This is a genomic window from Actinoallomurus sp. NPDC050550 (assembly GCF_040655075.1).
Lineage (GTDB): Bacteria > Actinomycetota > Actinomycetes > Streptosporangiales > Streptosporangiaceae > Actinoallomurus.
Window position 1 is genome coordinate 1 of sequence record NZ_JBFAJC010000047.1, and the last position, 23,174, is coordinate 23,174.

Here is a 23,174-nt window from a genome sequence, read left to right on the forward strand (position 1 = left end):
TCTACCGACAACTCATCGCGGACGCACGAGCCCAGCAGGCCAACCTCGTCAAAACCGGAGAAGACAGCCCCTTGACATAGAGGGGTGCCATGAGCGCACCGGCCGGGAAAGACGCGAGGCCAGCGGCAGAGAGCGTGGCGGCGGATCACTACGCCGTTAGCGCCGAGGAATCCGGCGAGCGGGCCGACCACCGCAATCGCCAGCGCCGCCACCACGACGGCGACCGCATGGACGCCGAGTGCGACCGGAACAGGGGCCCGGCAACGCGCTCGGCGCTGACGGACGCCCCAGCAGGGCAGAGGCATCCCAGCCGCTGTGGGGCGGCCGCGCACTCGTCGGCGGTGAATGAGACCAAAAATGAACCGGAATGACCTTGGGCGCCTCTCCGGTGGAGAGACGCCCAGGTCAACGGGTGAGCCGCCTGTCGGAATCGAACCGACGACCTATTCATTACGAGTTCCGGTACGAATAGTTCGGCAACGTCCGCCGAGATACGCCTGACCAGCCCAGCTGGCATGTGGCGTACCTCAGCGGACGGATGTGTATCTCGGCTTACGTGCGTCGGAATGAGACCACGTTTGCGACAGCTCTACGCTCAGTGAGCCCGCTTCGCCCTTCCGGGCTACGCCCGAGTACGCATCCCATGGTCCCTGAGCGGGCCGACCTGAAGGCCCCTCTCCTCGCAATGATCGAGGAGAGCCGGCAGGGCCCCGAGAGTGGAGTGCCAGGAGCCGCTCGCCGAGGTGCAGTCGGAGTCGTGAAGAAGGACGGTGCCTCCACCGTCCAGATCGCGGGTGACGGTGTCGTACACGGTCTGCGCGGTCGCGCGGCCGCGCCAGTCTTCGCCCCAGGCGGTCCACAACACCGGGGTCAGGTCGAGTCGGCGGCAGGCGAGATGCGCGCTGGTGCTCATTACGCCGTACGGAGGCCGGAACAGACGTGGCTCCTTCCCCACGATGTCAGCGACGGCATTACGGGCGCGGGCGAGGTCGTCGTACGTGGCGCGGGGGCCGCGCATCACCAGCGGCCGGTGTGTCCAGCCGTGGATGGCGATCTCGTGCCCGGCGGCCGCCATTTCCGCGGCCAGGCCAGGTGCGCGATCGAGCATGGACCCGAGCAGGAAGAAGGTCGCGTGGATCCTGCGGGCTTCCAGCAGGCGCAGGAAATGCGGAGTGGATTGAGGGTCGGGTCCGTCGTCGAAGCTGATCGAGATGTGGTCGGGCCGACCTCGTCCGGACAGGCGAGGCATGATCCGGTTGCGCAGCGGCCCGAAGGTGGAGATGACGGGGGCCGCATGAACGGCGGCCAACGCGGGTGCCACCGCGGCTCCGGCCGACAGGGCGGATCGGATCAGGCGTCCGGACGTCATCGGTGATGTGCCTCGAGCAACTTTGTGGGCGAGTGGAAGTGTACGGGTAGGTGGTCCTCCACGACTCCGGCGCTGATGCCGAGGCAGACGGTGGCAGCCACGGCGCCGGCGAAGACCCTGATTCTGCGCCGGACTAGGCGGGGGCTGGTCCTGGGACGTGCGTCAACCGTCCCGTTCGCGACGACCGAGGCGATGGCGTTTACCGGACCGGGGCCGGCCTCGTACAGTCTGAGCGCCTCGGTACGTTGGCGACGGCCGAATGGGCCGTCGAGGAGTTCGGCGAGCACCGGCTTGAGCTGGTCCGCCGCCCAGATCCACGCTGCCAGGCCCACCTCCTCCAGGGCGGCGGCGTTCGTCTGACCATGGCCGGGAATGCAGCGATAGCTCGCCACCGGGAGCCCGCTGGCGAACGCTTCCAGACTGGTCAGGCCGCCTGCGTTCTGCACAAGGACGTCGCAGGCCCGCATCAGGCCGGGCATGTCGTCGACCCAGCCGTAGGCGTAACCGATGCCGTCGTTCCGCAACCGGTCGGCCAGGGCCTGGTTGCGGCCGCACACCACGACGGGCACCGCGATGCCACTGTTCAGGATCTCGGTGGCCGCCTCCCGAACGGATCCCACGCCCCAGGAACCAGCGACCAGGAGCGCCAGCGGAGCGTTCTCCGGCAGCCCGAAGCGGGCCCGTGCCGCCTGCCGCTCGGCCGGCGTGCCAGGGGAGAAGGCCGGATTGACGACAGGTCCCGTCACGGAGACCACCGCGGCTCCCAAGGCGCGAGCCTGGCCGGCGGGTATCGGGTGGATGGCCATATGGGCGTCGATGCCCGGCGCGACCCAGATCGGATGTACGGAGAAGTCGGTCAGGTACGTGAGCGCCGACACGGTCAGGCGACCGCGTAGGCGCAGTGCACCGAGGACCTGGCTGGCCGCGTGATAGGTCGACACGACCGCGCAGGTGTCCGGTGGCAGTGCCCGTAGAGTGCGGCGCTCGGCGCTGCGGAGCAAGGCCCGCAGGACCAGACCCGGTCGGCGGGCGCGCTCGGTCGTGGCGTGGATCCGCTGGTAGGCCGCTGGCGTGACGACCAGCATGTGGCGATACCCGGCGCGCAGCAACCTCCCGAGACGGGCCGGGAGTAGGTCCACAAAGTCAAGGCGCGTGATGCGGTATCCCGCTGCCGCAAGACGTCGAGCGACTTCGGTGGCCGCGCCATCATGACCTGCGCCGACGCTCGCCGAGATGATGACGATCAGTTGTCCATCGGAATGCCGGGCCGTCGTGCTGGCCCACGGGCGCGGCGTCCGGTCACCTACCGGGTCGTCGCGAGATGACACCGGCACATCAGCCTCCTGATCGACCAACGCGACACGGGGTTCACGGCCGCATGCAACGCCGGGTGCGTGGGAGTGCGGCCGCCTGGATTTGTCCGGTCGTCTCCGGATCGAGGAAGCCATGCCCGAAATTACTACACAGATAGTAGTAGTAGGAAATCGGCGTTTCGATCTGGCCTGTGTTCCATGTCGCGGCCAGCGCCGAGAAGCGGTACGCCCCGCCGGAGTTCCGGGAGGTCCGGGCGGTGACCGAGGCGGACACGATCCCTCCTTGCCCGGCTACTTCGTATTCGCTGGACGGCGTGAGCCCTCCGGCGGCACCCGGCGGGCCAGCCTGCCTCATCCCAACGGTGCGTAGCTGCCGGGATGGACGATTGGCCCGAGGCGACGACTTCACTCCACAACGCACCCCGACGCTCGCTGCACGCTTACCTGATCAGGTTCTGGTTACGGCGGTGGGCACGCCCCTGCCCCAAGGGGAAGAGGCTCTCAGCACACGGGCCACCTACGCTTCGGTAACGAATGAGACCAAAAATGAACCAGAACGACCCTGGGCGCCTCTCCGAGGGAGAGACGCCCAGGTCAACGTGGGAGCCGCCTGTCGGAATCGAACCGACGACCTATTCATTACGAGTGAATCGCTCTGCCGACTGAGCTAAGGCGGCCTGCCACACAGGGTGTGACGCAGAGAGTCTACCGGGTTCTCAGCACTCCTCGCGCACCCATATCAGTGGCACATGGTGCCCTTCCTCGGTGGCGTGCCGGTGACCAGGTAGCGGTCCACCGCGGTGGTGATGCAGGGGTTGCCCTGCAGGTAGGCGGTGTGGCCGTCGCCGTCGAGGCTGAGCAGGACACCCGACTTCAGCTGCGACGCCAGGCCCTGGGCCCACTTGTACGGGGTGGCGGGGTCGCGGGTGGTGCCGACGACCAGGATGGGCTTGGCGCCCTCGGCGGTGAAGGCCTTCGGCTTGGTGCCGTCCTGGACGGGCCAGTAGCCGCATGGGAGGGTGCCCCAGACCACGAACTGGCCGAAGAGCGGGGCGGCCTTCTTGGCGCGGTCGGCCTGGTTCTTCCAGGCGTTGATGTCGCGCTCGTAGGGCTTGTCGACGCAGTTGACGGCCATGTTGGCCTCACTCTGGTTGGAGTAGGTGCCGTCCTTGTTGCGTTCGACGAGGAGGTCGCCGAGGCGGAGGAGGGTGGTGCCGTCGTTGTTGTCGATGGCGCTCTTGAGGGCGAATTTCAAGACGGGCCACGTCTGCTTGTTGTAGAGGGCGGCGGCGACGCCGAGTTCGACGAGGGACTCGTCGACGATGCGGCCGTCGTTCAGGCCGTTGTGGAGGGGTTTCTTGTCGGCCTGGGCGAACAACTGGGACAGGCGGGCCAGCGCGGACTTGGTGCTTCCGGTGCCAAGCGGGCAGTCCTTGGTCTTGACGCAGTCGGCGGCGAAGGCCTTGGTGGCGGTGTCGAAGCCCTTGGCCTGCTCGATGTTGATGTCGTCGGCGGACAGTTTGGGGTCGATGGCGCCGTCGAGGACGAGGGCGCGGACGTGCTTGGGGAACTCCTCGGCGTAGTAGGCACCGAGGTAGGTGCCGTACGAGGCGCCGTAGTAGGTGAGGCCCTGGTCGCCTAGGGCGGCGCGGAGGATGTCCATGTCGTGGGCGGCGTTGGCCGTGCCGACGTACGGCAGCAGGGTGGGGATGTGGTTATTGCACTCGTCAGCCCACATCTTGCTGATGTCGACGAGGGCGTTGACCTCGGCGGGGTCGTCGGGTGAGGTGTCGGTCTGGAAGAACTTGTCGAGTTGCTTGCCGGTGAGGCAGCGGACGGTGGGGCGGCTCTGGCCGACGCCGCGGGGGTCGAAGCCGACGATGTCGAAGTTTCTTCGCAGGTCGGCGCCGAACTGCCGGGCCGAGCTGCGGGCGAACTCCACGCCGGAGCCGCCGGGGCCACCGGGGTTGAGCACGAGCGAGCCCTTGCGCTGGCCGCCTTCGGCGGGCAGGCGGATCACCGGAAGGGTGATGAAGCGGCCGGTCGGGTGGGAGTAGTCGAACGGGACCTGCAGGGTGCCGCATTGGAACCCGTTGCCGCAGTCGCGCCAGGAGATCCGCTGGGCGTACATGTTCGCGGTGCCGCTGGGGGACGGGGCCGACGCGGTGGACTTTGGGGCGTCCGTGCAAGCGGTCACCACGATCGCGGCCGCCGCCAGCACGGAGACCGTACGGAACTTGTTCACGCCGTAGCCGTTCTCGTCGCCGTTGGGTTCGCTCGCAGCCTACGCGGGCGTGGCCCTTATTTCGCTACTCAGCGTACCGGCGAGTCATCCGAGAGTGTCGCCATAGTGACGGTCGTGCTGTTTGCGAGGCGAGCATACGGATGCGGACGGGCAGGCACAGCGGCCACCGTCGTCGAGCCGGACCGTAACCGTGTCGGAAGGGACGTTTCGGCCCACGACCTGCCCGGCGCCCTTTTCGGTCTGCACCCGCGCGCCGAGCCGGGGCATGCGGTTGTGCGCCTCGACGTACAGGGGGTGCTCGTACTTCAGGCAGCACATCAGCCGCCCGCAGGCGCCGGCGATGCGCAGCGGGTTGACGGGGAGGTCCTGCTCCTTGGCCATCCGGACCGACACCGGCTCGAAGTCCTTGAGGAAGGTCGCGCAGCACAGGTCGCGCCCGCACGGGCCGATGCCGCCCTGCAGGCGCGCCTCGTCGCGGGGGCCGACCTGGCGGAGTTCGACGCGCGCCTTCATGGCGCGGGCGAGGTCGCGGACGAGGGCGCGGAAGTCGACGCGGTGCGGCGCGGAGAAGTAGATCTTGTAGGTGTTGTCGCGGTCGAGGTAGTCGACGCCGATGACCTTCATCGGGAGCTCGTGCTTGCGGATGAGCCTCTTGGCGATGGACCGCGCCTCCGTGCGCCGTCGCCGGTTGGCCTCGTCGCGGGCTAGGTGCTCCTCGCCGGCGATACCCGCGCAGACCGGCAGCTCGACGTCCTCGGAGACGTACTGCGGCGCCCAGATGCACTCGGCGACCTCCGCGCCGGCCTCGGTCGGCACGAGCACCTTGTCGCCGACCTTCGGGGAGTACGGCCCTGGGTCCAGGTAGTAGAGACGTCCGTACCGCATGAAGCTGACGGCCATCATCATGCCCATGACTCGCTCCGTCCGCCGGGGGGTTGAATCTGGCCGTCAGCCTACGCGCAACCGGTATGACTCTGACGTGAGCGACATCACACGAATGGCCGGGTCCTGACAGATTCATTGACGTCGTCGCTCACGGAGCGTAGACGTGATCAGACAACGTTGTCATCGGCCGCCTCATCCGAAGGACGACCCCCATGGCCCTCCCCCGCCCCAAAGCCCCACCAAGCCCCAGGCCAATCGCCCTTCTCCTGTCCGCCGTCGCCGTCCTGGGTGCGCTGCTGACCCCCGTACGAGCGGAGGCCGCGTCGCTCGTCACGAACCCGGCCGCGCTGGTGAACCCCCTGCTCGGCACCACGAACGCGGCCAACGACTTCCCCGGCGCCGACGTGCCGTTCGGAATGGTGCAGTGGAGCCCCGACACGAACCCGCGCCCGTACGGCGGCGGTTACTCCTACACCAGCTCGACGATCACGGGATTCAGCCTCACCCACATGGCCGGGCCGGGCTGCAAGGCGTACGGCGACGTCCCGATCATGCCGACCGTCGGCGCCGTCACCGACGCCGGCTCGGCGAGCGCCTCCTACTCGCATAAGGACGAGTCGGTCTCGCCCGGCTACTACTCCGTCAAGCTGGGCAACGACGTCCGGACGGACCTGACCACGACGACCCGCGGCGGGATCGGCCGGTTCACCTTCCCGGCCACCACCCAGGCGAACCTGCTGTTCAAGCTGACCGGCAGCCAGAACGGAACGTTCGCCGACACCTGGAAGGTCGTCGGTGACCGGGCCGTCGTCGGGTCGGTGACCAGCGGGAACTTCTGCGGCCAGGGCAACCGCTACACCGTCCACTTCGCCGTCACCTTCGACCGCCCGTTCACGGCCGGCACGTGGCAGGCCGCGACGGTGCGGCCGGGCGCGAAGACCCTCACCGCCACCTCGACCGCACGAGTGACGTCGCAGGCCGCCCCGGCCGAGGAGGGCGACGCGCCGAACAGCCCGCGCCCGCACGGCCCGCAGCGGCCGCAGGCCGCTCCGCTGACCGACCCGAACGGCGCGTACCTGACGTTCGACACGACCAAGAACTCGGTGGTGACCGCCCGGGTCGGCCTCTCGTTCACCTCCGACGCCGAGTCCCAGGCCAACCGGGACGCCGAGGTCCGCACGCCGAGTTTCGAGCACGTACGGACCGCCGCCCGTACGGCCTGGAACGCCGCACTCGGCCGGATCCGCGTGGCCGGCGGCACGCTCGCGCAGCGGCACGTCTTCTACACCGCCCTCTACCACGCGCTCCTGCACCCGAACGTCATGAGCGACGCCGACGGCCATTACATGGGCTTCGACAACGCCGTGCACCGGGTCGCGCACGGCCACGCCCAGTACGCCAACTACTCCGGCTGGGACATCTACCGCGCACAGGCGCAGCTCCTCGGCATGATCGCGCCGGGGCAGGCGAGCGACATCGCCCAGTCGGCGGTGAACGACTACGCGCAGAGCGGCCAGCTGCCGAAGTGGTCCCAGGCCAACGGCGAGACGTACACGATGATCGGTGATCCCATCGATCCGATCATCGCCGACCTGTACGCGTTCGGCGGCCGGCACTTCGACACGACCGCGGCGAAGAACGCGATGGTCCGCGGGGCGACGGTCGCCAGCAAGATCCGGCCCGGGCTGAACTACCTCCAGAGCATCGGGTACACGCCGAGCAACGGCGTGTACGGCTGCTGCAACTACAACGGCTCGGTCTCGACGACCCTGGAGTACAACACCGCCGACTTCGCCATCGGCGCGTTCGCCGGCGCGCTCGGCGACAAGGCCACGCAGACGCGGTTCGTGGGCCGGGCCCAGGACTGGAAGAACCTCCTCAACACCGCGAGCGGCTTCATGCAGCCCCGCACCGCCAGCGGCTCCTGGACCAGCGGGTTCGACCCCGCGTCCAAGAGCAACATGACCGAGGGAACGTCCTGGCAGTACACCGGCATGGTCCCGTTCAACGTGCGCGGCCTCGCGGACGTCAAGGGCGGGAACGCCGCGATGATCGCCTATCTCGACCACGTGCTCGCCGCGTACGACGGCAGCGGCGGCGACCACGCGAACCTCGGCAACGAGCCGAGCATCGAGCTGCCGTGGGAGTACGACTACGTCGGCCGGCCGTGGCGCGCCCAGGAGATCATCCGCGACGTGGAGAACAAGCTGTGGCCGGACTCCCCCACCGGCTGGGGCGTCGGCAACGACGACCTCGGCACGATGAGCGCCTGGTACGTCTGGTCCGCGATCGGCGCCTACCCCGAGACCCCCGGCACGGCCGACCTCGCACTCGGCAGCCCGGAGTTCACCAAGGTCGTGATCAAGCTCAGCACCGGCCGTACGCTCACGATCGACGCGCCGAAGGCCGCGCCGAACGCCCCGTACGTCCAGAGCGCCACCTGGAACGGCCGCGCCTGGAACAACGCCTACCTGCGGCCGTCCGCGGTCCTGAACGGCGGCACGCTCCACCTGGACCTCGGCACCACGGCGAACACGTCCTGGGCGACGGCCACGTCATCGGCGCCTCCCTCGTTCGCGGGCACCGCCGCGCCGCCGACCCGCACCGGGCCGATCACGTCGGCGATCGCCGGGAAATGCGCCGACGTCCGGTCGAGCCGGGCCGCGAACGGCAACCCCGTCCAGCTGTTCGTCTGCAACGGCACCAACGCCCAGAAGTGGACCGTGCAAGACGACGGGACGCTCACGTCCTTCGGCCTGTGCCTGGACGCCGACGGCACGGCGGACGGCGCGAACGTACGGCTCTGGGAGTGCGGCGGTACGGGCGGCGGCCAGCGGTGGACGTACAACGCGGCGGCGAAGACCCTCGTCGAGCAGCGCTCCGGCAAGTGCCTCGCCGCCCCACAACCGGTCGACGCGACCCAGCTCCAGCTCGCCGCCTGCGACGGAAGCGACGGCCGCCGGTGGACGCTGCCGGGCTGACCGCCGGGGGCGCGGCCTGCGCTGCCGCGCGGCCGCGCCGCCAGAGCCTCAGGCGGTGAGTACGGACCGCGCCGCAGCCAGGGTCTGGCCGCGGTAGGACGAGCCGAACAGGACGACGTGGACGAGCAGCGGGTGCAGCTGATGCAGCGGCACCCGCGCCCGCCAACCGTCCGCGAGCGGCACCGTCTCGTCGTACGCGGCGAGGATCCGCTCCAGCTGCGGCGCGCCGAACAGCGCCAGCATGGCCAGGTCGGTCTCCCGGTGCCCGGCGTGCGCCGCCGGGTCGATCAGCCACGCCCGGTCGCGGCCCCACAGGAGGTTGCCGGACCACAGGTCGCCGTGGATCCGGGCGGGCGGCTCCTCGGGTCCGGCGACGTCGGGGATGCGCTCGGCGGCGCGCTCGAGCTCTGCCGCGTCACCCGCTGACAGGGCTCCGCGGTCGACCGCCATCCGGACGTACGGCAGGACGCGGCGCTCGGCGTACCACTCCGGCCACGACGAGCCCTGGGCGTTGTCCAGCGGCAGGGAGGCGATGTAGCCGCGCCACGGCGCGCCGTACGCCTCCGCGCCCGCGCCGTGCAGGACGGCCAGTTCCCGGCCGAACCGCTCGGCCGCCTCCGGCGTCGGCGACCCGCTCTCGATCCACGGCAGGACGAGCGTCGTGTCATCGACGGCGAGCACCTCGGGAACGGGCCCGGAATCCTCCGCACCGGACGGCTTCGCCTCGAGCTTCCCCTCGCCAGACGGCTCCTCTCCCCGTGTCCCCTCACCGGACGGCTTCGCCTCGGGCGTCTCCCCGCCGGCGGCCTGTCGCCAGCCGTCCCGCAGCCAGCGCAGTCCGGCCGCTTCGGCCGCGAAGAGGCCGTCGATCCTGCGCCGGGCCTCCTTGACGAAGACCCTGCGCCCGTCGGCGAGGGTGACCCGGCGCAGTGACCACTCGTGGCTCGTGCCGAGGTCGGCGACGTCCGCGACGGGTGTGCCGAGAAGCCGCTCCATGGTCAGTCGGCGTTCTTGAGCTCTTCGCGGACGTGGTCGAGCAGGCCCGGCACAGCGGCCTCGATCTGCTCGCGGACCTCCTCGAAGGCCGAGTCGCGGCTGTAGTAAGGGTCGGCGACGTCGAGGTCTCGGGCGTCCGGGTCGAACTCGCGCAGGAGGCGGATCTTGCCCGTGGCCTCCTGGTCGGGAGCCAGGCGGCGCAGGTCGCGCTGGTGGCTTTCGTCCAGCGCGAGGATCAGGTCGTAGTGGTCGAACCAGGTCGGCTCGAACTGGCGCGCCCGGTGGGAGGAGGTGTATCCGGCGCGGCGCAGCGTCGCGACGGTGCGGTGGTCGGCGGAATCTCCGATGTGCCAGCGCCCGGTGCCGGAGCTGTCCACCTCCACGTCGAGGGCTTCGTCCTGGACGTGCCGGCGAAAGATGTGCTCGGCCATCGGGGAGCGGCAGATGTTGCCCGTGCAGACGAACGTGACGCGGTACGGCATGCGGCAAGACTAATCAGCACGCGACGGTCCGGCATCCACAGGCTGTGGACGAGCCGCCGAGGACGGCCAGGCTCGCATGGCCAGGTCGGCGACGGCCTCCAGCCGCTCCCGGGGCGCGCCGTCGCGGGCCTGGGTGGACATGCCCTGGATCGTGGCCGCGTAAAAGGTGGCCAGCGCGTCGGGATCCACGCCCGCGGGGAGGTGGCCGGCGTCGAGGTCGGCGGCGATCCGGTCGCGGATCACCGCCTTGGAAGCCTCCCGCCGGCCGCGCATCTCCGCCTCGACGTCCGGGGACCCGCAGTTGACCGCCGCACAGATGATCAGGCAGCCCCACGGGTGGGCCGGGTCGGTGTACTCGGCCGCGGCCTCGCGCAGGACGCGCTCGATCGCCGCGCGGGCGGTCGGCTCCTCGTCCAGGGCGCGCGCCGCGAACGCCCCGTACGACCGCTGGTAGCGCTCGACCACCTCGGTGAACAGCCGCCGCTTGTCGCCGAACGCGGCGTACAGGCTCGGCGGGTTGATGCCCATCGCCCCGGTGAGCCCGGCGATCGAGGTGGCCTCGTAGCCGTGCCGCCAGAACTCCATGGTCGCCCGATCCAGCGCCTCATCGCGGTCGAACGTCCGCGGTCGTCCCTTGGCCATGACCTAAGTGTAGCGATCGCTAAAAAATCAGGCTACAGTCCTTAACTGTATCGATCGCTACATAAAAGGAGTGAGTGATGAGCGACCTGAGCGGCCGTACGGCCCTGGTGACCGGGGCGAGCCGGGGCATCGGCAGGGCGATCGCCGAACGCCTGGCCGCCGACGGCGCGCGCGTCGCGGTGCACTACGGCAGCAACGAGGCGGCGGCCAAGGAGACGGTGGCGGCGATCGGGGAGGACCGGGCGTTCGCCGTCCGCTCGGAGCTGAGCGCGCCGGACGCGGTGGACACGCTGTTCGCCCGGCTGGACGAGGAGTTCGACGGCCTCGACATCCTGGTGAACAACGCGGCCATCGCGACGTCCAGCGACTTCGAGAACACCACGCCGGAGGAGTTCGAGCGGATCTTCACGGTGAACGCCCGCGCGCCGTTCTTCATCACCCAGCGGGCCCTGCCCCGGCTCCGCGACGGGGGCCGGATCGTCAACATCTCCTCCGGCGTCACCCGGATCGCGATGCCGGAGATCATCACCTACGCGATGACCAAGGGCGCGCTGGACACCTTCACCCGCACTCTCGCGCAACAGCTCGGCCCGCGCGGCATCACCGTCAACACGGTGGCGCCCGGCATCATCGACACCGACGTCAACGCCTCCTGGCTGCGCGACCCGGAGGCCGAGGCGGCCGCCGCCGCCCGGGCCACGCTCGGACGGGTCGGCCGGCCGGAGGACGTGGCCGACGTCGTCGCGTTCGTCGCCTCCGACGACGCGCGCTGGGTGACCGCGGACTGGATCGACGTCACCGGCGGCTCCGACCTGTGACCCGCCCGCGCGACGAAGCCACGGCCCACCCGTAGTGGGCCGTGGCTTCGGTGGAACGCGTCAGCGGCCGACGGCGTGCAGCGCGTCGACGACGCCGCTACCGAAGAAGCCGTTGTGACGGGTCGAACCCTCACAGGTGTGGGTGGCGGTCACCTTCTGGTACGTGCCGTCCGGCTGCAGGACGTACCGGGTGTAGGTGAAGTCGCGCGGCGACGGACAGGGCTGTTCGGTGGCCGTGCCCTGCATGATCCGCTGGACCACGTCCGGGGACAGGGTCAGGCCGCCGTGCCTCGGGTCGCGGTGCCCGTACCGGCTGACGATGAGCGCCGCGACGCCGGCGGCGTGCGGGGAGGCCATCGAGGTGCCCTGCAGGTACTGGTAGTAGCCGCAGGTCGTGCCCTTGCAGTCGCGGACGACGTACGGGACGTTCGGCGTGCCGTCGGCGTTCAGCTCGCCGCGGGCCCGGGCCAGCGACTCCGGGTAGGCCGCGAGGATGCCCTTCGTCACGTCGCGCTTGCCGTCGGCGGTGTCGTACACGTCACCGCCGGGCGCGGCGACGTCCACGTATCCGTTGCCGTAGTCGGAGTAGTACGCCTTCCGGCCGCTGATGCCGACCGAGGAGACCGAGATGACGTTCCGGCCCTCGCTGGGCTCGGAGATACAGCTCGGCGGGATCGTCCGGCTGTACGGCGCCTCGCCGGGCTTGGCCGCGTAGTCCGGGCTGGAGTCGTCGACGATCGTCTTGGTGTAGTCGGTGGCGCCGTTGCCCGCCGCCGACACCAGCGTGACGCCGTGCCGGTGGGCGTAGGCCAGCGCCCGCTCGGAGGCCGCGATCACCGTGCGCTGCTCGGCCTGGTACTCCGCCGAGTCGGCCGGGTTGTCCGGGCAGTTGAACAGCCACGGGTCGGTGTAGAAGCTCATGTTGACGACGTCGATCCCGGCGTCCCCCGCGTACGTGAGCGCGTCCACCACCGGCTGCAGGAAGAAGTACCCCGAGTCCTGACCGGCCCGGATGTTGACGAGGGTGACGTTCGGCGCCACGCCCGCCATGCCGAGCCCGTTGAGTGGGGAGGCGATCGTCGAGGCGACGTGCGTGCCGTGCTCGTTGTCGTCCTCGTCGACCGGGTCGACGCAGGAGGGGTGCTCGCAGGAGCCGTCGACCTCGGTGCCGTTGGCGTCGACCGGGATGTCCTTGGTGAAGTTGCGGCTGAGCCCGCGGTCGAAGTTCGCCCGGATGTCGGGGTGGTTCCCGTCGATGCCGGTGTCGATGACCCCGACGCGCACCCCGCGATCACCGGGCTCCACCCGGTACGACCCGTCGGCGGTCGCGTGGATCTTGCGCATGTCCCACTGGCTGCCGGCCAGCGGATCACCCTTCACCTTCGCGGTGGTGGCGCGGCTCCCGCCGTCGCGGCCTGCCGTGCGGGTTCCGCCGTCGCGTCCTTCCTTCTCGACCGCGATGTTCTTGTCGGCCGCCCGATGCGTCACCTTGGGCGCCTCTCCGACGGCACGGTCGCGCGCGACCCCCTCGACGGCGGGCTGCCGCCGGGCGTCGGCGCCGAACGCTGCGCGCGTCGAGCGGACGGTGGCCAGGCCCACGTCCGTGTTCTCCCGGACGATCGTGCCGCCCGCGGCTCGGATCGCCGCGTGCGCCTTCTCGAGGGAGACGCCGTCCTTGTAGAGCACGACGTACTCCGCGGCCGTTCCGTCGGCCGAGGTCGTCGCCGTGGGCCCCGCCTGCGCGGGTGCCGCGAGTGCCGCCGTGACGACGGCACAGGCGACGAGAATGATGGCGCGCCGCACTGCACACCTCCAGATATGTCAACCGAGTGCTGGTAAAGAACCGGCAATGGAGGCATCAGAACGGTTGAGTGCGTCGTTCGTCCAGTGTTGCGACGTATGAGACCTGTGGCCGGTAATGGCCAGAGCGAGGTCAGCGGGTGTGCGACACCACCGCCCGCAGAAGTGGATCAGCCGGTGCGCAGGGCCATCGCCATGGCCTCGACCGCGAGCAGCGGGTTGACGTTGGCCTCCAAGCGCTCCCGGCACTCCATGATCGCCTCCAGGCGATGGAGAGTGGCCTCCGGCGTGCCCCCGACCGAGCGCAGCTCCCGGCCACGGTCGACGTTGACCAGCTCGACGCCGGCGCCGAGCTGCACAACCAGCAGGTCCCGGTAGTAGGAAGCCAGATCGAGAAGAGCACGGTCGAGCGCGTCACGCTTCATGCGGGTCGTCCGGGACTTCTGGCGGTCCTCCAGCTCCTTGAGGGCGCCGGCGGTGCCGCGCGGCATGCGGCCCTTGGCGCTCTCACCGAGCGCCTGACGCAACGCGGCGGTCTCCTCCGCGTCCTTCTCCACGCCCAGCTCCTTGGCCTCGGCCTCCGCGGCCTTCACAAGGGACTCGGCCGCGACGACGGCGGGACCGACGCCGGACAGCCGGGCCGGGACACCCAGGACGTCGGCGCGGCGTTGGCGTGCCTGCTCGTCGGTGGCCAGGCGCTTCGCCCGGCCCACGTGCCCCTGCGCGGCCCGGGCCGCGGCGGCCGCGACGTCCGGGTCGATCCCGTCCCGGCGAACGAGCACGTCGGCGACCGCGTGCGCGGGCGGCGTCCGCAGCGTCACGAGGCGGCAGCGGGACCGGATCGTGACGACCAGGTCGTCCGGCGACGGCGCGCACAACAGCCAGACCGTACGGGTCGGGGGCTCCTCGATGGCCTTGAGCAGGGCGTTCGCCGCCTGCTCGGTGGACCGGTCGGCGTCCTCGAACAGCACGATCCGCCACCTCCCGCCGGTCGGCGACGAGGCGGCCCGCAGCACCAGCTCACGGGTCTCCCGCACGCCGTACGACAGGCCTGCCGGGCGGACGACCTCGACGTCGGCGTGGGTGCCGGACAGCACCTGGTGACAGGACGCGCAGTGCCCGCAGCCCTGGTCGGGACACAGCAGCGCGGCGGCGAAGGCACGGGCGGCCGTCGAACGGCCCGACCCGGGCGGACCAGTGAACAGCCAGGCGTGCGTCATCCCGCCGCCGCCCTCTCCGGCCAGGGCCTTCGCCCCGGCGGCAGCGGCGGCCTGCAACTGCTCGATGACGGGCCCCTGCCCGACCAGATCGTCGTACACCGTCACGCGTCGATCTCCTCCAAGCCCTGGCCTGCCGACCCGCGGGCGTACTCGATGCTAACGGCTGCCACCGGCCACCGGAGCGTACGTCGCGGGGCCGGCGTTACGAGGAGCGGACCAGGACGGGACTCTGGGTGATGGTCCGGGCGTCGCCCGCGTGGACGGTCGTGCCGCAGAACCCGAACGCCCTGGCCAGCGCCCCACGTTGTGGACCGTTCGGGTACAGGCGGAAGCTGCATGACCAGCACCGACTGCTGACGCGGCCGTAGGCGGTCCGGCACATCGGCGCGGCGGCCATCCGGTCAGTCGGAGATGATCGGCATCGTGCTCGTGACGGCCTCGGCGGTGGCGGGGACGGGGTCGGGCAGGATGGCGCGGACCCGGTCGTGGATCTGCCGGCTGATCTCCTGTTGCGGCTGGGTGCCGTCGATCACGAGGTACCGGTGCGGCTCGGCCTCGGCGAGAGCGCGGAACCCGCGGCGTACGCGCTCGTGGAACTCCCGCGGCTCGGACTCGATCCGGTCGGCCGGGGAGGCGAACCGGCCCAGCCCGACCTCGGACGGCACGTCCAGGATAATCGTCAGGTCGGGGGTGAGGCCGCCGGTGGCCCAGCGGTTCACCTCGGCGATCTCCTTGACCTTCAGCTCGCGGCCGCCGCCCTGGTAGGCCAGGGACGAGTCGACGTACCGGTCGGTGACGACGATCGCGCCGCGCTGCAGCGCCGGGCGGATGACCTCGGCGACGTGCTGCGCCCGGTCGGCGGCGTACAGCAGGGTCTCGGCGCGGGAGGACAGGCCCGTGGTCTCCTTGTCGAGCAGGATCGCGCGCAGCCGCATGCCCATCTTCGACGAGCCGGGCTCGCGGGTCGTGACGACGTCGAAGCCCTGGTCGCGGAGCCAGATCGCGAGGAGACGCGCCTGGGTGGTCTTCCCGGCGCCCTCGCCGCCCTCGAACGCGAGGAACACCCCGCGCTCGCCGCTGCCGGGCTCCTCGGGGGTGTACACCTCGCCGCGCAGCGCCGCCATCAGGTCACGGGACAGCGGGATACCCCTGCGGTCGTCCATCTGCCGGTAGGCGAGCAGACCCACGATGACGGCGACCAGCGCGCCGAGCAGCAGTACGGCGTTGGGGCCGTCGAAGTGATAGATGCCGTTCTTGCCGTACTTCAGGCGGTGGTCGCCGACGGCGCCCGCGATGAACGGCACGGCGGCGACCGTGAGCAGTAGCGCGACCCGGACGAGCGACTGCAGGAACGCCCAGGTGCGGCCGCGCAGGCTGTCCTCGACCTCCAGGCCGATCAGCGTGTAGCCGATCACCCAGGCGATGCCCGCGCCGACCCCCAGGAGGGCTGTCAGCAGGGCGACGATGACGAGGTTCTGGATGATCGCGATCAGTGCGAGGGCGATGCCCGCCCCGATGATCGACAGGCCGAACAGGCGGCGGCGGCTGAAGTCCTTCAGGATGCGGGGCGCGAGGAACATCCCGATCGCCATGCCGACGAACACCATGCCGAAGACGACACCGTACGCGGCGTCGCCCCCGCCGAGGGCCTTGACGTAGACCTTGGCGATGCCGATCACCGCGCCGCCCGCCGCGAACGCGCCGACGATCCCGACGGTCAGGCCGCGCACCAGTGGCGTCGAGCCGACGAACCGCCAGCCCGCGATGATCTGCTTGAGGATCGACGGGACCGAGACCTTGCCGCCCTGCCGGGGGATCTCACGCAGTGTGAAGATCGTGATCGCGGAGACCAGGAACGTCACCGCGTTGATGTACAGCGCGAGGTTGGCCTGCTGGCGCTGGTTCGAGAACACCACGCCCGCGATCAGTGCCAGCACCGAGAACGTCCCCGCCGCGACAGGCGCGGAGCCGTACGTCGAGATCAGGCTGATCTGGTTGGCCTTCTCCAGCCGGTCCTTCGGCACGAGGTTCGGGACCGTGGCCTCCTTGGCCGGGATCCAGAACAGCGTGACGACCTCGATCAGGAAGGTCGCGATGTACAGCCAGTCGAGGCGGCCCACGATCGGGATCGACAGGAACAGGCTGAATCGCAGGATGTCCGCGATCACCATCGTGGTGCGGCGGTCGAAGCGGTCGGCCACCGCCCCGGCGAGCGGCCCGAAGACCAGCGCCGGGAGCAGTTTGACGACGAGGACGCCGCCGATCGCGTAGTTCTCGGCGGAGCCCTTCGTGAGCGAGCCGGCCAGCGCGGTCAACGCGAGGATGCTCAGCCAATCGCCGAAGCTGGACAACGAAAGCGCGATCCAGAGCCGACGAAACGGCTTGATCGACAGCACGCCGGGAGAGCTGCCCGTTCTGGTCATTGTGTCAGCGTATCCACCTCAGAGCGTCAGGAACGAGACTTCGCCGTACGCCGCCGGGCCGGCTTCTTTCCGCCACCCGCAGCCACCTTTTCGCGACGCTCGGCGAGGAGCTCGAGCGCCCGCTGCATGGTGATCGACTCGACTTCGTCGCCTTTTCGCAGGCTGGCGTTGGTCTCGCCGTCCGTGACGTATGGGCCGAAACGTCCCTCTTTGATGACGATCTTAGTCTTGCTGGCCGGGTCCTCCCCCAGCTCGCGCAGCGGCGGCGCCGCGGCCGCCCGGCCGCGCCCGCGCTGCTTCGGCTGGGCGAAGATCTCCTTGGCCTCCTCGATGGTGGCCGTGAACAGCTGGTCCTCGCTCTGCAGCGACCGGCTGTCCGTGCCCTTCTTGAGGTACGGGCCGAACCGGCCGTTCTGCGCGGTGACCGGCTCGCCGTCGATCTCCCCCAGGGTGCGGGGCAGCGACAGCAGCTTCAGGGCGTCCTCGAGCGTCACGGTGTCCAGCGCCATGGACGCGAACAGCGAGGCCGTACGCGGCTTGGCGCTCTTCGGAGCGTCGTCCGGCAGGATCTCGGTGACGTACGGCCCGAACCGGCCCTTCTTGGCCACGATCGGGTGCTTGGTCCCCGGGTCGATGCCCAGCTCGCGGTCGCCGTTCGGCTGCGCGAACAGCTCCTCGGCCTTCTCCTTGGTCAGCTCGTCCGGCACCGTATCGTCGGGGATGTTGACCCGCTCGCCGTCCCGGTCGAGGTACGGCCCGTAGCGTCCGACCCGGACCATGATGTCGCTGTCCAGGATCGGGAACGAGCTGATCTCCTTGGCGTCGATCTCGCCGAGGTCGCTGACCAGCTGCTTCAGCCCCTCGTCCCCGTTGCTCCCGAAGTAGAAGCGCTCCAGCCACCGCACCCGCTCGGCCTCGCCGCGCGCGATCTCGTCGAGGCCGTCCTCCATGTGCGCGGTGAAGTCGTAGTCGACGAGGTGGCCGAAGTGCTTCTCCAGCAGGTTGACCACGGCGAACGCCCGGTACGACGGCACCAGCGCGGTGCCCTTCTTGAACACGTAGCCGCGGTCGAGGATCGTCCCGATGATGCTGGCGTACGTGGACGGCCGGCCGATCTCCCGATCCTCCAGCTCCTTGACCAGGCTGGCCTCGGTGTAGCGGGCCGGCGGCCGCGTCGAGTGGCCCTCGGCGCCCAGCTCCGTCGCGGTGAGCGGGTCGTCCTCCGCCAGCTGCGGCAGACGGCGCTCCTGGTCGTCGCGGTCCGACGCCGGGTCGTCCGCGCCCTCGACGTACGCCTTGAGGAAGCCGTAGAACGTGATGATCTTTCCGGACGCGCCGAACTCGGCCCGCTCGCCGGTGGTCGACTCGCCGCCGACCCGGACGGACACCGACTGCCCGGTGGCGTCCTTCATCTGGCTGGCCACGGTGCGCTTCCAGATCAGCTCGTACAGCTTGAACTGGTCGCCGGACAGCCCGGTCTCACCCGGCGTGCGGAAGCTGTCGCCGGCCGGCCGGATCGCCTCGTGCGCCTCCTGGGCGTTCTTCACCTTGCTCTGATAGACGCGTGGCTTGTCCGGAATGTAGTCGGCGCCGTACAGCGCCTTCGCCTGGCTGCGCGCGGCCTTGATGGCGGTCTCCGACAGCGTGATGCTGTCGGTTCGCATATAGGTGATGAAGCCGTTCTCGTACAGCCGCTGCGCGATCTGCATCGTGAACTTCGCCGAGAAGCCCAGCTTGCGGCTGGCCTCCTGCTGCAGCGTCGTCGTACGGAACGGAGCGTACGGGCTGCGGCGGTACGGCTTGCGCTCCACCGACGAGACGGCGTACGGCCGGTCGCGCAGACGCTCGGCCAGGCCCCGCGCGGCTGCCTCGTCCAGGTGCAGGACGTCCTGCGTCTTCAGCCTGCCCTGGGCGGTGAAGTCGCGGCCCTGGGCGACCCGCTTGCCGTCCAGCGAGACGAGGGTGGCGTCGAAGGAGGAGGGCTGCTCCGGCTTGCCGGTGTCGAACGTCGCCGACAGGTCCCAGTAGTGCGCCGGGACGAACGCGATGCGCTCGCGCTCCCGCTCGACGACGAGGCGGGTCGCGACGCTCTGCACCCGGCCCGCCGAGAGCTTCGGCATGACCTTCTTCCACAGCACCGGGCTGACCTCGTAGCCGTACAGGCGGTCGAGGATGCGCCGGGTCTCCTGCGCGTCGACGAGCTTGATGTTCAGGTCACGAGGGTTCTGCGCGGCGGCGCGGATGGCGTCCCGGGTGATCTCGTTGAACACCATGCGGTGCACGGGCACCTTCGGCTTCAGGACCTCGCGCAGGTGCCAGGCGATCGCCTCACCCTCGCGGTCCTCATCCGTCGCGAGAAAGAGCTCGTCGGCGTCCTGCAGCAGCTTCTTGAGCTTGGCGACCTGCTGTTTCTTGTCCGCGTTCACGACGTACAGTGGCTCGAAGTCGTGATCGACGTTCACACCGAGCCGGGCCCATGATTCGCCCTTGTACTTCGCCGGAATATCGGCTGCTTTCTCCGGGAGATCGCGGATGTGGCCGATACTGGACTCCACGACGTAGCCACGGCCGAGATACCCCGCGATCGTCTTGGCCTTGGCAGGCGACTCGACGATCACCAGGCGGTTGCCGTTGGACCTCGTGGTGCCGTTGCTGTCGGGCACGGTGCTTGAACCTCACAAATCTCGACTGCGGCGGGAGTCATCAAGTGCCACCCCGAAGCCGGTCAACGCGCGACGCGGCAGACCGATTCCGCGGAAGAGGATCACACGCTCCCCGTGAGGACCCCTAGACGGAGCAGAATAAGGCCAATGCTGGAGTACTCCTACCTAGTACTACACCTGCCGCGCGGCACGACACGGGATGCCGCCAGGCAAGTGATGGTCGAGCACGCCGAACACGGCGGGTGGGAACTCGTCCGGGTCCGGGTGTACCCCGACGGACGCCGGCGAATCCAGCTCCGACGCAAGGTCATCCGCGCGACGCGCACTATGTAGGGCCGCCAGTTCTCGGCCCCTTCGACGCTACAGCAATGTGCCCTGCACGTGAGCGCAAGGCACGGCTTGGCGTGAACTTTCCCTTTCATAGGGCTTTGCCTGGTCCGACACAAGGTTTTGCTACGCCCCGTCATGGGGCTTGTGTGGTCGGTGATGGACTTTGCCTGGCCCGGGGTCTCCGGGCCAGGCAAAGGAGTGCTCGAGATCACGGTCTGCCGTTCCTCTGCGGGCGCGCCCCCGCGATCACGGCCGACCGGGCCTCAGTGGTCGCGACCGAGCCTCAGTGGTCGCGACGCGGATTCAGCGGCCGCGGAAGCGACGGACCATCGAGATCGCGCCGGACGACGCGGCGAGCAGCCCGGCCAGCGCGAGGGCGGCCAGCGCTCCCCGCTCCGCCTGAGCCGGCTCCTGCGCCGCCACCGTCCGCATCGAGGGGATCCGCTCCGGCTGCCCGTTCACCGGCCGCACACCGAACCGGCCCGGGACGGGCAGTGCGGCTCCCGCCTGCGGAACCGGCCGGGTGACCGGGACGCTCGGTAGATCGGGCAGCGCCCGGGCCCCGGGGATCGCGTCGGCGACGCCGGTCCCGGTGACGGCGGAGCCGATGGGGGAGCCGGTCTTTGCCGTGCCGGCCGCAGTCGGCCGGCCGTTCATCGGGGCACCGACCCGGACCGGCTTCGGCAGGTCCGGCAGAGCGCCCGCGATCCCGCCGGCGAGATCGTCCAGGCGGCCCGTCGGGATGGGGTCGCTCTGCCCGGACTGGGAGGTCGGGACGGCCGCGGCCCCTTCGGCCGGTGCGGAGGTGTTCCCTGCGGCCGGGGTGTTCCCCGTGGCCGGGATGGATGGGACGGGGATGCTCTGCCCGGTCGGGAGGGGCGGAACGGGGCTCCCGACCGAAAGAGTCGGAACAGGGGTGTTCCCCGAGGTGCTCCGCCCGGTCGGGGGGACCGGGACCGCGACGGGCGGCTTCGGCGTGTCAGGGATGGCCGGCGCGACGGGCGCGGTCAGGTGCCGGATCGGCTGGAACCGCAGCCGGGGGAACGCCGGCATCGCCGCCGGGTTCGCCGCCACCGCTCCCGTACGCGGCGACGTGCCCGGCAGCTGCGGGAGCTCGCTCAGCGGCGCCCGCATCGTGTGGAGGGAGTGGTGCGGAGAGGCGCAGTGGTCGCCGCCGGTGGCTCCGGCGCCCCCGTCGCAGCCGGCGACCGCGTGGCCGATGACGGCGGCGGCGTTGCCGCAGACGTTGATCGGCGCGGTCACGGGGACAGTGGCCTGGTTGCCGCCCCCGACGCTGTGCCGGCCGTTGGTACGGCCGCCGGTGCCGGAGCCGCCGCGCACGGGCGGGATGACGCCCTCGCAGCCGGCGGTCGCGTCGCCGAGGATCGCGGCGGCGTTGCCGCAGACGTTGATCGGCGCGGTCACCGGGGCGGTCACCTGGTTGCCGCCGAGGACACTGTGCCGACCGCTCGTACGGCCACCGCCGGTGGACCCGGGGCCGGTGACCGCCGCGCCGCCCTCGCACCCGGCGACCGCGTGGCCGACGGCGTTGCCGCACACGTTGACGGGGGCCTTGATCGGAACGTTGACCTGGTTGCCGCCGCCGACGCTGTGCCGCCCGGAGGTCGATCCTCCGTTGCCGTTGCCGTGGCCGCCGGGCCGGACCGCCGCGCCGCCCTTGCAGCCGGCGACCGCCGCGCCGAGCACGGCCGCCGAGTTGCCGCAGAGGTTCACCGGCGCGCTGATGGGGGCGTTGACCTGATTTCCGCCGAGCACGGAGCCCTTTCCGGTCGTGTGCCCGCCTCCGGTCGTGTGTCCGCCGTGACCGCCGGAGACGGCGGCGCCGCCCTCGCAGCCGGCCGCGGATCGGCCGAAGACGGCGACGGCGTTGCCGCAGGCGTTCACGGGTGCGCTGACGGGTGCGCCGACCTGGTTGCCGCCGCCGACGCTGTGGCGTCCTGAGGTCGACTGCCCGCCGCCGGGGTCGCCGCGGCGCACGGACGCGCCGCCGGTCGAGCCGGCGACCGAGCGGCCGGCGACCGCGAGCGCATTGCCGCTGACGTCGACGGGCGCCGAGACGGGCGCCTTGATCTGGTTGCCGCCGAGCACGCTGCCCGTGCCGTCGGTGACGTCGGCAAGGGCCGGACCGGCACCGAGCGCGACGAAGCTCGCGGTGAGCAGGGTGGCACGCGCGGTGCTCTTCGCCCACGTAGGCATGGATGAAGCTCCTTCATTACAGAGATCGGAGAACGTCTCTCGTGAGTTCGGAGGACGTCTCGCATGGGGGGATTCACGGCGTGGCCGCGGGAATGCGGGCACGCCTCGACCCGGCGGGGGCCGGGCCGGTGATGGGGGAACTAGTCAGGCGAAAAGGAAGGCTCGTCCGCTGCAGTGCGGACGGCCGGAGGAACCGCCCCCACGAGGAGGACGGACGACCGCGGGCAGCCCGAGGCCGCCCCGGTCCCGAGGGCGCGCCAGAGCCCCGCCTGCTGGGTGAGGCCGTCACCGACGGACGGCGGAAGCGCCTGTGCCCGGTGCGGCAGGGGTCGTGGCATCCGTGGCACGGCCGGCGCGGAACCCCGGGAACGGGTCTTGTGAACGGCGGAGGCCTTCTCGGACGCCCCCGTTGCGGCGAACGGACCGGTGCTCGTCACCGGCCCGCCCCCGGCCGCGGCACGGTGGCCATGGCCGGAACGCCCTACCGTGGCGCGGTTGCCGTGACCGGAATGCCCGGTCACGGCGCGCCGACCGTCACCGGACTGCCGCGGTGCCCGAGAAGGATCCGCCGTGATCTTCGATGTGCCGGGCCGGAGGGCTCCGGCCACTCCGCCCGCCGCCTGTGACGGCGAAGCGGGAATCAGCGGTGAGTGTGGATGCCGCTGGGCCGTCCGGGGAAGGCGCACGGCCAGTGCGGCGGCGCGCAGCGGCGGCACGTCACGCGAGGTCGCGGTGACATGCCCGCCCGCGGGCGCGGCCGCATGGGGAAGGCGTGCTCCCGGAACGGTGT

At 70.6% G+C, this 23,174-nt stretch carries 17 protein-coding genes and 1 tRNA gene; 3 read left to right on the forward strand and 15 right to left on the reverse strand.

What is annotated here, in order from left to right; genetic code table 11:
* The 7 genes from AB0I04_RS41625 to ricT all read right to left on the reverse strand — a co-directional run.
* On the reverse strand, window positions 1-215 hold a 215-nt coding region (locus tag AB0I04_RS41625; protein ID WP_360897872.1), incomplete at its 3' end, for a hypothetical protein.
* Between the two features lie 407 nt (window positions 216-622).
* Window positions 623-1,321, reverse strand: coding sequence for a polysaccharide deacetylase family protein (locus AB0I04_RS41630; protein ID WP_360897874.1), 699 nt, complete (start codon window positions 1,319-1,321; stop codon window positions 623-625).
* Window positions 1,322-1,365: 44 nt separating this feature from the next.
* Complete coding sequence (locus tag AB0I04_RS41635; RefSeq protein WP_360897876.1) at window positions 1,366-2,817, reverse strand: hypothetical protein; 1,452 nt, start codon at window positions 2,815-2,817, stop codon at window positions 1,366-1,368.
* Window positions 2,738-2,956 (reverse strand): hypothetical protein, encoded by a 219-nt coding sequence (locus AB0I04_RS41640; RefSeq protein WP_360897995.1) that lies wholly within the window; start codon window positions 2,954-2,956, stop codon window positions 2,738-2,740. The genes AB0I04_RS41635 and AB0I04_RS41640 overlap by 80 nt, the downstream gene beginning before the upstream one ends.
* 330 nt (window positions 2,957-3,286) lie before the next feature.
* A tRNA-Thr gene (locus AB0I04_RS41645) sits at window positions 3,287-3,359 on the reverse strand.
* Between the two features lie 62 nt (window positions 3,360-3,421).
* Window positions 3,422-4,927: an alpha/beta hydrolase gene (locus AB0I04_RS41650; protein ID WP_360897878.1), complete on the reverse strand. Its 1,506-nt coding sequence runs from the start codon at window positions 4,925-4,927 to the stop codon at window positions 3,422-3,424.
* An 84-nt stretch (window positions 4,928-5,011) separates the two neighbouring features.
* A complete protein-coding gene (gene ricT, locus AB0I04_RS41655) occupies window positions 5,012-5,839 on the reverse strand; it encodes a regulatory iron-sulfur-containing complex subunit RicT (RefSeq protein ID WP_360897880.1) in 828 nt (275 codons plus the stop codon).
* Between the two features lie 185 nt (window positions 5,840-6,024).
* Between ricT and AB0I04_RS41660 the strand changes: the two genes are divergently transcribed.
* Complete coding sequence (locus AB0I04_RS41660; protein ID WP_360897882.1) at window positions 6,025-8,793, forward strand: lectin; 2,769 nt, start codon at window positions 6,025-6,027, stop codon at window positions 8,791-8,793.
* A 48-nt stretch (window positions 8,794-8,841) separates the two neighbouring features.
* Here the strand turns inward: AB0I04_RS41660 and AB0I04_RS41665 are convergent, their stop codons facing one another.
* Genes AB0I04_RS41665 through AB0I04_RS41675 form a run of 3 tightly spaced genes read right to left on the reverse strand, consistent with a single transcriptional unit; the run spans window position 8,842 to window position 10,913 of the window.
* Entirely contained in the window at window positions 8,842-9,789 is a 948-nt protein-coding gene (locus AB0I04_RS41665) for a fructosamine kinase family protein (protein WP_360897884.1), read from the reverse strand.
* Window positions 9,790-9,791: 2 nt separating this feature from the next.
* Complete coding sequence (locus AB0I04_RS41670) at window positions 9,792-10,271, reverse strand: low molecular weight protein-tyrosine-phosphatase (RefSeq protein WP_360897886.1); 480 nt, start codon at window positions 10,269-10,271, stop codon at window positions 9,792-9,794.
* Between the two features lie 9 nt (window positions 10,272-10,280).
* Window positions 10,281-10,913 carry a TetR/AcrR family transcriptional regulator gene (locus AB0I04_RS41675; protein ID WP_360897888.1) on the reverse strand — a complete coding sequence of 211 codons (633 nt, stop codon included), beginning with the start codon at window positions 10,911-10,913 and terminating at the stop codon, window positions 10,281-10,283.
* A gap of 77 nt (window positions 10,914-10,990) precedes the next feature.
* On the opposite strand from AB0I04_RS41675, the gene AB0I04_RS41680 reads away from it, so the two are divergent.
* Complete coding sequence (locus AB0I04_RS41680; protein WP_360897890.1) at window positions 10,991-11,731, forward strand: glucose 1-dehydrogenase; 741 nt, start codon at window positions 10,991-10,993, stop codon at window positions 11,729-11,731.
* Window positions 11,732-11,791: 60 nt separating this feature from the next.
* Here AB0I04_RS41680 and AB0I04_RS41685 read toward each other — a convergent pair whose 3' ends face one another.
* The 4 genes from AB0I04_RS41685 to topA all read right to left on the reverse strand — a co-directional run bounded on the left by AB0I04_RS41685 (window position 11,792) and on the right by topA (window position 19,837).
* Complete coding sequence (locus AB0I04_RS41685; protein ID WP_360897893.1) at window positions 11,792-13,534, reverse strand: S8 family serine peptidase; 1,743 nt, start codon at window positions 13,532-13,534, stop codon at window positions 11,792-11,794.
* A 167-nt stretch (window positions 13,535-13,701) separates the two neighbouring features.
* Window positions 13,702-14,856 carry a DNA polymerase III subunit delta' gene (locus AB0I04_RS41690; RefSeq protein ID WP_360897895.1) on the reverse strand — a complete coding sequence of 385 codons (1,155 nt, stop codon included), beginning with the start codon at window positions 14,854-14,856 and terminating at the stop codon, window positions 13,702-13,704.
* A gap of 296 nt (window positions 14,857-15,152) precedes the next feature.
* Entirely contained in the window at window positions 15,153-17,174 is a 2,022-nt protein-coding gene (gene tmk, locus AB0I04_RS41695) for a dTMP kinase (protein WP_360897897.1), read from the reverse strand.
* A gap of 26 nt (window positions 17,175-17,200) precedes the next feature.
* Window positions 17,201-19,837, reverse strand: a complete 2,637-nt coding sequence (gene topA / locus AB0I04_RS41700) for a type I DNA topoisomerase (protein ID WP_360897899.1) — start codon at window positions 19,835-19,837, stop codon at window positions 17,201-17,203.
* 147 nt (window positions 19,838-19,984) lie between these two features.
* On the opposite strand from topA, the gene AB0I04_RS41705 reads away from it, so the two are divergent.
* Window positions 19,985-20,170 carry a DUF5703 family protein gene (locus AB0I04_RS41705; RefSeq protein ID WP_345428742.1) on the forward strand — a complete coding sequence of 62 codons (186 nt, stop codon included), beginning with the start codon at window positions 19,985-19,987 and terminating at the stop codon, window positions 20,168-20,170.
* A 300-nt stretch (window positions 20,171-20,470) separates the two neighbouring features.
* On the opposite strand, the gene AB0I04_RS41710 is transcribed toward AB0I04_RS41705, so the two are convergent.
* Window positions 20,471-22,384 (reverse strand): chaplin family protein, encoded by a 1,914-nt coding sequence (locus AB0I04_RS41710; protein ID WP_360897901.1) that lies wholly within the window; start codon window positions 22,382-22,384, stop codon window positions 20,471-20,473.
* Window positions 22,385-23,174: the final 790 nt, after the last annotated feature.